The 13412-nt window shown below is 42.3% G+C and carries 13 protein-coding genes; 2 read left to right on the top strand and 11 right to left on the bottom strand.

What is annotated here, in order from left to right; genetic code table 11:
• From trxA to CK510_RS15885, 6 genes are all read right to left on the bottom strand, one after another.
• Window positions 1-300: thioredoxin (trxA, locus tag CK510_RS15910; protein WP_095722633.1), on the bottom strand; the 300-nt coding region annotated here is incomplete at its 3' end.
• Between the two features lie 566 nt (window positions 301-866).
• A complete protein-coding gene (locus CK510_RS15905) occupies window positions 867-2030 on the bottom strand; it encodes a GuaB3 family IMP dehydrogenase-related protein (RefSeq protein ID WP_095722632.1) in 1164 nt (387 codons plus the stop codon).
• A gap of 100 nt (window positions 2031-2130) precedes the next feature.
• The gene (locus CK510_RS15900; protein ID WP_245912173.1) at window positions 2131-2868 is read right to left on the bottom strand and encodes an SDR family NAD(P)-dependent oxidoreductase; all 738 of its coding nucleotides are present in this window, start codon (window positions 2866-2868) and stop codon (window positions 2131-2133) included.
• A gap of 69 nt (window positions 2869-2937) precedes the next feature.
• Complete coding sequence (locus tag CK510_RS15895; protein WP_095722630.1) at window positions 2938-3432, bottom strand: hypothetical protein; 495 nt, start codon at window positions 3430-3432, stop codon at window positions 2938-2940.
• 110 nt (window positions 3433-3542) lie between these two features.
• A complete protein-coding gene (locus CK510_RS15890) occupies window positions 3543-5690 on the bottom strand; it encodes a pentapeptide repeat-containing protein (RefSeq protein ID WP_095722629.1) in 2148 nt (715 codons plus the stop codon).
• Between the two features lie 158 nt (window positions 5691-5848).
• Complete coding sequence (locus CK510_RS15885; RefSeq protein WP_095722628.1) at window positions 5849-6163, bottom strand: hypothetical protein; 315 nt, start codon at window positions 6161-6163, stop codon at window positions 5849-5851.
• Between the two features lie 191 nt (window positions 6164-6354).
• On the opposite strand from CK510_RS15885, the gene CK510_RS15880 reads away from it, so the two are divergent.
• The gene (locus CK510_RS15880; RefSeq protein ID WP_095722627.1) at window positions 6355-6792 is read left to right on the top strand and encodes a hypothetical protein; all 438 of its coding nucleotides are present in this window, start codon (window positions 6355-6357) and stop codon (window positions 6790-6792) included.
• An 84-nt stretch (window positions 6793-6876) separates the two neighbouring features.
• On the opposite strand, the gene CK510_RS15875 is transcribed toward CK510_RS15880, so the two are convergent.
• From CK510_RS15875 to petB, 5 genes are all read right to left on the bottom strand, one after another.
• The gene (locus CK510_RS15875; protein ID WP_095722626.1) at window positions 6877-7245 is read right to left on the bottom strand and encodes a hypothetical protein; all 369 of its coding nucleotides are present in this window, start codon (window positions 7243-7245) and stop codon (window positions 6877-6879) included.
• 135 nt (window positions 7246-7380) lie between these two features.
• Window positions 7381-8553, bottom strand: a complete 1173-nt coding sequence (locus CK510_RS15870) for a glycosyltransferase family 4 protein (protein WP_095722625.1) — start codon at window positions 8551-8553, stop codon at window positions 7381-7383.
• Window positions 8554-9299: 746 nt separating this feature from the next.
• Window positions 9300-9740: an ATP-binding protein gene (locus tag CK510_RS15865; RefSeq protein ID WP_095722634.1), complete on the bottom strand. Its 441-nt coding sequence runs from the start codon at window positions 9738-9740 to the stop codon at window positions 9300-9302.
• Window positions 9741-10044: 304 nt separating this feature from the next.
• Window positions 10045-10527 (bottom strand): cytochrome b6-f complex subunit IV, encoded by a 483-nt coding sequence (petD, locus tag CK510_RS15860; protein ID WP_095722624.1) that lies wholly within the window; start codon window positions 10525-10527, stop codon window positions 10045-10047.
• A 297-nt stretch (window positions 10528-10824) separates the two neighbouring features.
• The gene (gene petB, locus CK510_RS15855; protein WP_095722623.1) at window positions 10825-11472 is read right to left on the bottom strand and encodes a cytochrome b6; all 648 of its coding nucleotides are present in this window, start codon (window positions 11470-11472) and stop codon (window positions 10825-10827) included.
• 393 nt (window positions 11473-11865) lie between these two features.
• Here petB and ctpA point away from each other — a divergent pair, with 393 nt between their 5' ends.
• Window positions 11866-13113, top strand: a complete 1248-nt coding sequence (ctpA, locus tag CK510_RS15850; protein ID WP_095722622.1) for a carboxyl-terminal processing protease CtpA — start codon at window positions 11866-11868, stop codon at window positions 13111-13113.
• The last annotated feature ends 299 nt before the right edge of the window (window positions 13114-13412 follow it).

The following is a 13412-nucleotide window of genomic DNA, read 5'->3' as shown; positions in this document are numbered from 1 at the left end:
AGCTAACGTGGTTTTCGGAACAGCTCCGACAACCATATCAACTTTTTGCCCACCTTTAAAAATCATCAAAGTCGGAATACTGCGGATACCGTACTGGCTGGCAACATTCGGATTTTCATCGGTGTTAAGTTTGACCACCTTGAGTTGCCCTTCATACTGAGCGGCAATTTCTTCTACTACGGGAGCTACCATGCGGCAGGGACCGCACCAGGGTGCCCAAAAGTCAACTAGAACGGGGACTTCGCTGTCTAGAACTTCCTGCTTGAAAGTAGAATCGGTAACTTGTGCGGCTGCTGACATGCCTTGGAACCTTGCCTAATAATATTGTTTTTGATTTTTGTGAAAATTCTACCACAGTGAAATGCACTGATTCCGACTAGTGCATATACATTTACATCTAGCTTTAGAATTTATTCACAAATTTATTCACTTTTCTTTTGGGAATTGGCTATTACTGAAAGTGTCTACACCTCTCTAGAAGCAAGTTAAGCCTCGTCCATGATGAAACCCGGAGTTTTGTAGTGATTCAAAGACGTAAGTAGACGCTACTCTCCGATAAGATACTTCCTTCGTTAGTATGACAGAAATTTATTTTTTAGCCGTTTTCAGTATAACGTCACAAAAGGAACCGCCCGAACAGTAGTCCGGGCGGAGTGTGGTGTGAGGAGTGAACGGAAACATGCGTCTCCGCTATCTCTATTGTAGGCGACATCTGAAATTTTTCCAGTTATTGTTTAAGAGTCTGGAAAAATTTATTTAAGAATTTGATGATGAAATTGGGAAATAGGGAAAAAGTAAAAAAATCTAGTATTTTATCTCCCCGAACCTGCTTTATCACCTATAATTACCTTTTCTTTTTACACGACTTATTTACCCATACCCAATTGTTGAGCTTTTTGGTAAACTTTTCCTTCGGTAAGTAATGAAGGTGCAATAACTACTTCCACTTGTTGCATTTCTTTAATATTTTTAGCACCTAAAGTACCCATACTAGTTTTTAATGCTCCTAAAAGGTTATGAGTGCCGTCGTCAAGTCCTGCGGGTCCCCTCAGAATTTGCTCTAAAGTACCTGTAGTTGCGACGCGAATGCGAGTACCGCGAGGTAAAACCGGACTTGGTGTAGCCATACCCCAATGGAAACCGCGTCCAGGGGCTTCAGCAGCACGGGCAAAGGGTGAACCAATCATCACACCATCGGCACCACAGGCGATACATTTACAGATGTCACCACCTGTAATTAAACCGCCATCGGCAACAATTGGAACATATTTGCCTGTTTCCCGGAAAAAGTCATCACGGGCAGCAGCACAGTCTGCGATCGCAGTTGCTTGGGGAACTCCCACACCCAAAACTCCCCGCGACGTACAGGCAGCACCGGGACCAATTCCCACCATTACGGCTGCTGCACCTGCTTTCATCAAATTTAAGGTGACATCGTAGGTGACACAGTTGCCCAACGCTACGGGCATTGGCATTTCTCGACAGAAAGTTTCCAAGTCTAGGGGTACTATGGATTCGGGTGACAAATGTGCTGTGGAAACTACCGTTGCTTGGATGAAAAATAAATCAGCACCAGCTTCTGCCACCACTTTCCCAAATTTACTTGCCCCTGCGGGGGTTGCACTAACTGCGGCAATACCACCTTGTTGTTTAATTTCTTTAATTCTTTGCGTGATTAGTTCGGGTTTAATTGGTTCGGCATATAGTTCTTGCATCAACCCCACAAATTCATCTTTACCAACTGAGGCAATCCGGTCTAAAATTGGCTCTGGATTTTCGTAGCGAGTTTGGATTCCTTCGAGGTTCAGCACACCCAATGCACCCAACTTCGATAAACCTACTGCCATGCGGACATCGACTACACCATCCATCGCGCTGGCAATAATGGGAATTTCTCGCTCAATATTGCCAATAGTCCACTTTGTATCCGCTAAACTTGGATCGAGTGTTCGATTTCCAGGGCATAAAGCAATTTCATCAATCCCGTATGCTCTGCGGGCAGTTTTCCCCCGTCCGATTTGAATATCCACGCTGCTAAGTTCCCAAATCTGTTTTTAAGGCTAAGTTATCAAATTTTAAGGTACTTAGTGGCATTTTTTTACGAGTTGTCTTGTGTCTCCGTTGTTATGTCTAAGACCTCAAATAACTTGCCCCATTTACATCTACAATCGAACCCGTGAGAAACTCCGAACCGGGAGCAGCTAAAAACAAGACAGTTTGGGCGATTTCCTCCGGTTTTGCCACCCTATTCAAGGGGCTTTGCTGGCGAATTCCATCCCCCGCAGGACTTGACAAAAGTTCGCGAGTCATATCTGTTTCTACGAAACCGGGAGCAACTGCTGTGACAAAAATTTTATATTGAGCTAAGTGCTGCGCTAGGGATTGAGTAAAGGAATTGAGAGCGGCTTTACTGGCTCCATAGGCTGTAGCTGTGGGTTCTCCCCGAAAGGCTCCACGGGAGGTAATGTTGATAATGCGTCCGCTTTGCTGTTGCATCATGTATTTAGCAACACAATATGTGAGATTTACCGCGCCTAATAAATTAATATTTAAATTTTGCTGCCAAATTTCTTGCCAATCTTGGTAACTAGTTTGATCGAGGGGATGTTGTTGATAGATACCAGCATTATTAACCAAGATATCAATCTGCCCAAATTCAGCAATAATTTTATTTACCATTTCTGCGATCGCAATGGGATTTGCCAGGTCAGCACCAACCACAATATGCCCTTCACCTGCCAAAGTATCCCGAAACTGTTCAGTAATATCACGCTGTTGATGGTAATGAATGGCGACACGGGCATTGGCGGAGGCAAAAGCAAATGCGATCGCTTTACCAATGCCTCGCGAAGCACCCGTAACTAGCACCGTTTTTCCGTGAAAATCAAAGTTAATCAGACTTATACCAACCTGTTTCCAAAGCTATTAATTTTCTCTTTAAAACCGCAAACCCACACCACCTTGTAATGACAGCGCTGTACCACCTCCATTCCGGAAAGCATCGAAGGCAATAATTGCATTTCCAAAAATTACCGTGTTGCTATTGGGTACGTTGTAATCAACACCAGGTTGGAGGGCAAAGGCAATTTTGTTACCAACTGGTGAAGCTTCATCACCACCAGCTAATACCAATCCGGCTCCAATATAAGCATCGGTTTGCCAATTGAGGGGGAAATCGTAGGAAACTGTGGGTACAACTGCCACGTTTTTACCGACTAAAGCTTGGGCACGGAAGGAAACGGGTGTTTCCAATAGTTTGTAACGGACGGCTAATACACCCCCAATTTGAGTACCATCAGAAAGACCAACGGATGGTCCAATACCGACATAGCTACCGTAAGCTACCTGTGCTTGGGCTGGTTTGCTCAATTGTGTCAAACTTAAAATCGAAGTTGCGATCGCAAGTGATGTTAAGTATTTCAGATGCTTCATGTCCCGACTCCTCACATATTTTGTTAAATGGGCATTGCGAATTGCGTAGCTTTAGCTTCTCGCTGTGCGAGGAAAAGCGAATTGCCCAATGCCCCATATCCTCATTTATACTACGGGCAACTGCGGTGAACACCACCTTGAGTACAAATGTAGGCTAATTGTTTGGGGTCTAAATTCTTTGCTTGGGAAAAATCGACTCCTTTGACTAGGGCAGATTTTGCGCCAGTTTGGGGTTTTTGGACGAAATCTTCGGAGGCATCTTGTCCACCTGGGGAGAGGATTGCACCTTGGAAATCGGCTCCGGCAACGTTTGCACCTTGTAAATCAGCAAGTCTTAAATCGGCATTTCGCAAGTTACTATTTTCGAGGTTGGCTGAACGTAAAATTGCCCGTTCTAAACGAGTTGCGCTGAGGTTGGCACTGGTGAGGTTGGCGTGGTCTAAATAAGCACCCGACAAATCGGCGGCTTGCCAGTCGGTTTTAGTGAGATTGGCATGGGAAAGTTGGGTTCCAATTGCGATCGCTCGTCCCAATCTGGCACCATACAATTCGGCATCGGTGAATTTTGCTTCGCTAATGTCAGCACCAGTAAAGCTGGTATTTTCCATGACTGCACCGCGTAAATCTGCCCCAACTAGTTGAGCGCTACTCAGGTTTGTCCCAATCAAACGCGCTCCGGAAAGGTTTGCCTTATTTAGGTTGGCACGGCTCAAATCGCTTTTATTTAATAAAATACGACTGAGATTGGCATCACTCAGGTTTGCCTCTTTCATTTTGGTTTGACTCAAATCAGCGATCGCATCATCATAGGTATCCCAACGTCCATCTTCCCCTGCTCCACGAAAACGGCTGGCTTGGAAACTGGCTCGGTCAAGATTAGCACCTTTGAAATTAATACCCCACAAATCCGCCTTATCCAGAACTAAGCTAAAGTAAGCTGTGGAAGAGGCATTGGTTTGTGATAGTTGAATGCGATTCAAATCAATATTGTTTAATTGGCTGCTATAAACTGCCAATATTTTATTAATTGCTTGTTGGTTAACCTGTAATTGCTGTTGTCGTGTTTGTCGTTGGTTTGCATCACCAGTATTGCCATTAATTTCGTTGGCAAGTAGCTGATTTTTGCGTTTGAGGTCGGGAATTGCGTTACTACCTACGTTTACCAAAGCTTGCTGAATTGCATTTAGAAGAATTGGATTTGTTTCTTCGGCAAGCAAATCAACTAAAAATTTGGTGGATTGGGAATAGTTAAGAGTACCTATCGCCATAATCGCCCGTTGACGTTCCTCAACCGTGGCATTGGAATTATTTTTCAAGCGTTGTTCGAGTTCGCTAAATTGCTTGCGGTTAGCTTCTTCAGAGATGCGGGAATTTTCTTGCGACTGGATATATACCTGAGTTCCCACCAAAGTACCCAAAACCGTAATCATACTCACCAAAGCAATCCCAAATAGGCTGATACTGGGATTTTGCCGAATCCATCGCCATAAATTTGACTGTCGGATGATTGCTTCTGGGGACATGACAACTGAAGCGATCGCAGCTTCTTCGTCGGTTTCATTCCAGGGTTGAGTTTGTTGCTGTTCGGGAGTAAAGGGTTTTGTTGCGTCAATTGTATAAGTACCAGCAATGCGATCGTGCAAAGCCCGACTCGAACGCCAACGGGGAAACCCCATACTCTCACCCAACAGGGTAATTGCTGCCAAACTGGTAAAAATGATTAAATTGGGAAAAGCGGGGCTGTAGCGCCATAAAATATAGGCAACCGACATCGGTATACCCCAACGCCCTACCCCTTCCCGTACCAAAATCGGGAGAATACCTGGTGCTGTCCCCTGTTCGGAAACAACCCGCACGGCAAACCAGCGTTTGGGAATTGTACTACCTGTTTTCGCCAGTAAATATAATTGCCAGCATGACAGCGTTAGAGGTGCGATCGCTCCCACTGTCCATAAAAAATTAGTAATCCACGAAACATTACGATTACCATAATTTATTGGTAACGCTAATGGACGAGCAACCTCACGTTCAACAATTCCCAGCACGGGGTTCAAGGGAACTCGACTTAACTCGCTGCGGCTATTAGCAAAAGCTCCAATTCCATAGGGAATCAACCCACTCACCGCAATCAACGCTATTTCCGTAGTCCATGCTGCCAAACGTCTAGTAAATAAAGACATAGAATTATTAGTCGTTCCATTTGGCTGCTGCGATCGCTTTGATGGATTCGTGCTTCTCCTCATCATTGGGGTTGTCATTACGTCCCGTCCTTAATAATCTTTAAATATTGAAGAAATACTGATGTCTATCCCCAAAAGGGTAATTAAAAATAAACTACTTAGTTTACAACTAGATACTTAAGTTTGCCATTTGTTATCTACCTTTTCTAGTCGGCAGTAACCAATCACAAATAAACCTACTTACTAGCTACAAAAAATTTGTATCCCACAAATCCTAATCCTGCAAACAGCACCAGGCTCAAAACGGAAGCAATTAACTTCAAAACCGCTTGCAGCATCGCAAAGCCAAATATAACACCTGCGATTGCAACAACCAGCTTTTTCATCCCAGAAAGATTATTGAACCAATTTAGAAATGCTGCTATTGGCATGGAACTCCGGGAATATGCCTGTACTGGCTCGATTTGCGTAACTACCACGGATGGGGAACTAACCCCCGTTTGCAATTGTTGCAACTGACTCTGGAAGCCATCTTCTTGTTGAAAAGTCATTGATAAATTTTACCCTAACTATTTTGCTTCAAAATATACTATCTTTACCTAAAATTTAGTAAGTGTATTTGCAGCTTTTCTCGAAAGATTACGGAACTAAGAAATAGTTGCTTTCGTCTAAAAAATCAAGGTAATCATCCAAAATATCGCTCTAAATAGTCGGGAACTGCGGTATCTCGCGGAAAGTAAATATGAAACTTAAAACAGGTTTGCCAAGTCAGCTTGTTCCCACTGCCTTAGCGATGAGTATTCTTCTCTCCTTTGCGAATTCAGTTGGGGCACAACAAGTCAAAATTAGTCCAAATTTTAAGCCAGACCCAATTACCCTAACTGGTAAGTCTGGGGGACCAACTAAAAGTAATTGTGGAAATATTTCATCCACACCAAGTCAAGTCATCCAAGTAACTGAATCACTACCCTATTTACGGTTGACAGTAGAAGGTTCGGGGCAACCAACTTTATTGTTAGATGGTCCTGGGGGAAAATTTTGCGTTTTAGCCGATAATTATTCTGGTGGTAAGCCGGAAATTACAGGTTTTTTTAAAGCCGGAAATTACTCAATACACGTAGGCGAACTCTCTCAGGCACAGTATAACTATACCCTCTCGATTTCGCAACAAAAGAAATGATTCGGGAATTGGGCATTTATTTCTCGTACAGACGACCAATTCCTTTTTGCATAGAATTAGAGACGACCCATCGGGTCGTCTCTACTATTCCAATAAATTCGTGGGTATTTCGACTGCTTTCACGTCGATGGTTCCTTCAGGTGCTACACGTTGAAAATGCTCATCTTGTACCGATAGCACCTCACCACAATTCGGACATTGCAGTTGAGTATTCTTCAAACCTGGGAATTCAAATCCGCAGGCAGGACATTTGTCTGTAATTACATTTCGCTGCAACCACCAACGGAAACCAAAAAAGCCGATAATCGGGACTAAAAATATTAATCCAACGATAATTAATAACGAATTAACTAACCAACCCAAACCAAATGAGCCGAGTAACCACACAACGGCAAACAAAGTCAACCAAGGACGAAGATTTGCTAACTGAAACTGAAAAGATTTAAGACTCATTTTATAAATTTCTTCTTGCTCTCCTTCTTAGGATAGCGATTTTGGTGATAAGTCAAGCATCGAGAGTCGAAAGAGTGGCATATATACTGTCAAATCAAGACCTCAGACTGTTAATTAATATAAATTATTCTGCTCTCAACTGTTAACTAAAAACTCGTGTTGCGATCGCGCTTGGAAAGCTTCAAAACCAAAATGCAATAAAGCCTGTTCCCGCAGCCATTCCCCGTTGCAGCGTTGGTCTTCACGCCGGAGTATTTCGATACAAGCTTTGGCGACTGCTTCTGGGTCGCGATATGGAACCCGCCAACCTAATTTACCATTTTGTAAGGGGTCTGCGGAACCATCATCATCACCAGAAAGTACAGGAATCCCGCAAGCCATTGCCTCTAAATATACAATCCCAAATCCTTCCTGGGAAGGCATAATATAGGCATCCGCTAGCTGATAGTGGGAGATTAATTCTTCGGTAGCAACAAAACCCGCAAAAACAACGCGATCGCTAACTCCCAAATCTTCTGCTAGTTTTGCTAATCGGGGTTGATCGTCACCACGACCAATAACTAAATATTTCAGATCGGGGAAGGCTTGGACAATTTGCGGTAATGCTTGAATTGTAATATCGACTCCTTTATAAATATCACCCGACCACAATCTTGCCACTGTCATCAAAACTTTGGAGTCGTGTAAACCATAACGCTCCAATAGCTTAGGTGATTTGATTCCAGGGGTAAAATTATCCCCATTCACCGAACAGGGCAATATTTTGATTTTCTGCGGATCGAGTTGATTGACATTACTAGCGATGTCGCGAGTATAGTGGCTAACTGCCCAAATGCGATCGGCTTTTTGCAAACTAGTTTTCACCCCATTTGGTAATGGACTCCATACTTCTTTTCCATGAGTCATTACTGTATAAGGAACCCCTAAGGTTTGGCAAAACATCCCCACCAATGGGGCAAGATTAACATGTCCACAATAAACATGCTGGGGACGTTTCTGTACCAAATATGCAAATAAAGCTGTTGCCATTTGCATTCGTCCAACTTGAGGAGAGTTATTTTTAAAGTAGTGAAATCTTAAGCGATTTGATACAAATGGGTTCTTACTGTCATTACCATCACGGAGAATAAAAACTTCCGCATTCCAATGTTCTGGTAAAGCTAAATAAGACCGAAAAAGGTCTTTGACGTAGGATTGGATACCACCTTCACGGGAAAAAATTTCCAGAAACACGAAGATATGATTGGCTGGTTTAGTTACTTTTGGAACCGAGTAATTATTTTTGTTGTTCGGACTAGTTTTAAGCATAATTGTTTCTGATTAACGTTCCATCAAGCAGATAAATGCAACCAAATATACATCCATACCCGTTTATAGTTTGAATTTACAATGGTAAATCTACAAATCTAGGACTTACGCACTGTACAAAAGGGCTATATTCTGTATCAACGTAAATACGTTGTTTCAGCATTTTCTAAATTACCCTTTCTTGGTTGCGATAGTAATTATTCACTCCCCCCCCCTGTAAAATGCTCGAAACCCTTGATTTATCGTTGAGAGGTAGGGGGGAGTGTGAAAGGTTACGTTGCGATGTTGCGATAAGCGGAGCTTAACGCCAAAGGCGTATCGCTTAGTGGGAAGCCGAAAAATCAAGGTCAAAGCACTGAAAAGCATACCCCCTATTTTGATTTTTCTGTCAATGCGTAAGTCCTAAAATCTAAGAATTAAAATAGTTATTTGATACTCGCTGACTTAACAATAATTTCCCGTAAATTGCATCGAATCCGGCGATATTGGAAAAATATATTATATGCAATGACAAAATCTACAATCATCATTTGATGTAATTATACTTTTTACAACACAATAGTATTACTTAACTGTTTTATTACTGCGTTAGTCTATGACTTTGTTAAATACTAGCAAAAAATAATCGCGAATCGAATGAGACGATCGCGTAAATACACGAAACATTTTATACAACTTAAACAAAATATTGGATACAAATCAAACAAACTGATTGTTAAGGGACTTTTAATCAAGAAAAAGCAGTATTAATGATTTTGCAAACCGTACTTGACAATCAGCAGACAATTTCTACCATCCACAGAGCGTTCGTAAACAACGCGATCGGCTAAACGACGCAACAGAAACCAGCCATATCCCCCGACTTGGAGAGTACCGGGTTCAGGTTCTGCGATCGCATCGGGATTAAATGGTTTACCACGATCCCAAATTCTGATTTCTAAGCGATCGCTCCACAATAAAAGGTCAATTTCGATAGTAGTTTCTGGTGGTAAGGCATGATGAGCATGACGAACTGCGTTGGTAAAGCCTTCTGCCAACGCCAGATTGAGACGGTAAAGTTGGCTTTCCGACCAGCCTAATTGCAACAAATATTTTAGACAAAACTGTTCAAACCATTGTTGCACTTGGTTTAGAAGCTTTAGCTCGCTTTTAACAGTCAGATGGTCTTGCTGCATTGTGCTATGCATTGACCTTAAACTTAAAAATAATAAAGGGAAATGAACCATTCACAGGTACAGCAAGGCTGCCGAGTGGATTGGTGAATCCGAAAGACATAATGCATTTTCTTAATTTCTCTTATAGAAGTCTAACGGAGTTTGATTTTAAATCACTTAATCAAGGATTTTAACTCCAAAATTTAAAATCCCTAGAAGCAGAAAAAACTAAAATTGATGCCTGCTGAATCTTCAATCAAAGTACAATCGGGGCACTTATTCTTGAAATCCACAGGCATCAAACCACTTTATCGTGACTTGTTGAGAACAGTTCTATTTAGAATAGTCCCAAGGTCAAAGATTTATCGATTGGGAAAGTAGCACCAATACCTAACCATAGTGTCACCAAAGTACCGAACATAAATACTGCGGTTGCTACTGGACGACGGAATGGGTTTTGGAATTTATTGACGTTTTCGATGAAAGGAACAAGAATTAGTCCCAGAGGAACCGCAGCCATCAAGAATACGCCTAATAATTTGTTAGGAACTGTACGCAAAATTTGGAATACGGGGTATAAATACCACTCAGGTAAAATTTCTAGTGGTGTTGCAAAAGGATTTGCAGGTTCGCCATTCATCGAGGGGTCTAATACTGCTAGTGCGACGATACAAGCAAACGAACCCATGATGACTACTGGGAAAATATACAGTAGGTCATTGGGCCATGCAGGTTCACCATAGTAGTTGTGACCCATGCCCTTGGCTAGTTTCTCTCTTAAACTCGGATCGGTGAGATCGGGCTTTTTCTGTGTAGACATTTCTAAATATGCTCTCCTACTGAGGTGAAGTCAAAGCACTTATTGTTTCATCCAGGGATTAAAAACTGTAGTTGTCAACGCCATTGGTCAAAGACCGCTCTAAGGTGAGCATTGCGTCTCATATTACAGTTTGTAACCCAAGTTACAACTATGAATTTGCTTTTGCTCTGAATGTATAACTTAAATATCTGACATGATATTCAGTTTAAAGCAAACTAATTCCGTTGTAACTAAGTATTATTCAGGCTCGCCCCAATTTCGTCACAATCAAGCGAAAAAGCTCTAAATTACTACAAATTACAACGGACCGGAAATACCTTGTTTGCGAATCATCAAGAAGTGTAACAACATGAAGACAGCAATTAACCAAGGCAGTACAAAGGTGTGGGCACTGTAGTAGCGGGTTAATGTTGATTGTCCAACACTCGCACCACCACGGAGCAAGTCAGCCATTAAAACACCGACGACAGGAATTGCTTCGGGTACACCACTAACAATTTTCACAGCCCAGTAGCCAATTTGATCCCAAGGTAGGGAGTAGCCAGTTACACCAAAGGAAACTGTGATCACTGCCAAGATGACTCCTGTTACCCAGGTTAATTCGCGGGGCTTTTTGAAACCACCTGTTAAGTAAACTCGGAAGGTGTGTAAAATCATCATCAACACCATCATGCTGGCAGACCAACGGTGGACTGAACGAATTAGCCAACCGAAGTTAACTTCGTTCATAATGTATTGCACCGAAGAGAAAGCTTCTGCGACAGTTGGTTTGTAGTAGAAGGTCATTGCAAATCCAGTTGCAAACTGGATGAGGAAGCATGTCAGAGTAATTCCACCCAGACAATAAAAAATGTTGACGTGAGGAGGTACATATTTGTTGGTTACGTCATCAGCAAGGGCTTGAATTTCCAAGCGCTCCTCAAACCAGTCGTAAACGTTTGCCATACAATTTCGCTTTTCCTAAGAATTGATTGCGGTTGATAAATATCCCAACGATCGCGATTTCGGGCGTGATGAAAGGGATTTTAACTTATGGAGGTTCGCTTTTTGGCGATTGGGCGGTTTAAGTGGTAAGACTTTTTAAGAATCTTAACACTTTGCAAAAATGGTATGTATTGCGTTTTCGTTATGCTTAATCCGGAGGATGATATGCACAACATACATTCTAGCCTTTATGATTCGTGATGTACAAACCATCTATTGGTTGCCCGTAAGATGAGAAAATGCATTACTTCTATAAAAAAAGTAACATAATCGAGAGATAGATTTAATTAAACACCCTCTTCAATTGGGTTATCACCCGTAGATTTGGGTTTCTAACTGAAATTGATATTGACAATGAGCTTCATGCAACAAAAAATTTTTCGGATTGTCTTAACACTGCTCCTGGCATTTTGGGTTGGGTTTGCTGGTTTTTGCCAAAGTGCAGTCGCGTTGACAGGTGAACAAAAACTGGTATCTGAAGTTTGGCGAATTGTGAACCATGCTTACCTTGATGAGACATTTAATCATCAAAACTGGGCAGGTGTGCGGCAAAATGTTTTACAAAAGCCGATTAGCGATCAACAGGCTGCATATACGGCGATTCAAAATATGCTCAAGAGCTTGGATGACCCTTTTACTCGTTTTTTAGACCCAGAGCAGTATCGTAGCTTACAGGTGAATACATCTGGTGAGTTAACTGGGGTTGGGTTGCAGATTGCCTTGAATTCGGAAACTGGGAAACTAGAAGTTATTGCCCCAATTGCGGGTTCTCCTGCTGAGAAAGCTGGAATTCAGCCACGCGATCGCATTATTCAAATTGAGGGTACATCGACGGAGAAGTTAACCCTTGACGAAGCTGCTGCGAAGATGCGTGGTTCTGCGGGTACTATTGTCACCCTTTCTATCGAACGGGATGGTGAAAAAGAACCTCGTCAAGTTCAGTTAACACGCGATCGTATTGAACTAAACCCTGTTATCGCCGAATTACGTCCTTCATCCCAAGGAAAATCCGTTGGCTACTTGCGTTTAACTCAATTTAATGCTAATGCCCCAATGGAATTGGCACGCGCCATTACTAGTCTAGAGAAAAAAGGCGCGGATGCCTACATTCTGGATTTACGGAATAATCCTGGTGGTTTGTTGCAAGCAGGTATCGAAATTGCCCGTCTCTGGCTCGATTCTGGTACTATTGTTTACACTGTTAATCGTCAAGGTATCGAAGGTAGTTTTGAGGCACTTGGTTCGTCTCTTACCAATGACCCATTGGTGATTTTAGTCAATCAAGGTACAGCTAGTGCTAGCGAAATCCTTGCAGGTGCTTTACAAGACAATGCTCGCGCTCAACTCGTCGGTGAGAAAACTTTCGGAAAAGGCTTAATTCAGTCATTGTTTGAGCTTTCTGACGGTTCTGGCTTGGCTGTAACTATTGCTAAATATGAAACACCCAATCACCACGATATCAACAAGCTCGGTATCAAACCAGACCAAGAAATCCCATCGCAACAACTAACTCGCGACCAAGTTGCCACAGAAGCCGATTCCCAGTATAAGGCAGCACTTGATTTGTTAGGAAAAAATAAAATTGTTGTTGGGAGTGCTTAAATAATTGGGTATTAGACATCTCCGTCAAGTTAATGTAGAGACGTACCAATACTACGCGAATGTGCCGGACAGAATCTTCTGTCCGGCAACTTGCCAGTCTCTACAAAGGTTCTGGGTAACGCATAATTAATTTTCACTCCTATGTCTATTGGGCATTACGAATTACGTATACTAAGAACGGGTTAAGAATATACTTTCAAATACCTTAAAAGTTTTTAGATGCTACCCTACCCTTCGGGAACCCTCTACCCTACGGGAACGCCAAAGGCGAACGAGGGAACGGGAAGTCTTTCGCCTAC

The organism is Brunnivagina elsteri CCALA 953 (assembly GCF_002289455.1).
Classification (GTDB): Bacteria; Cyanobacteriota; Cyanobacteriia; order Cyanobacteriales; family Nostocaceae; genus Brunnivagina; species Brunnivagina elsteri.
The sequence above is the reverse complement of the archived record's forward strand: the minus strand, read 5'-3'. Positions and strand labels throughout refer to the sequence as shown.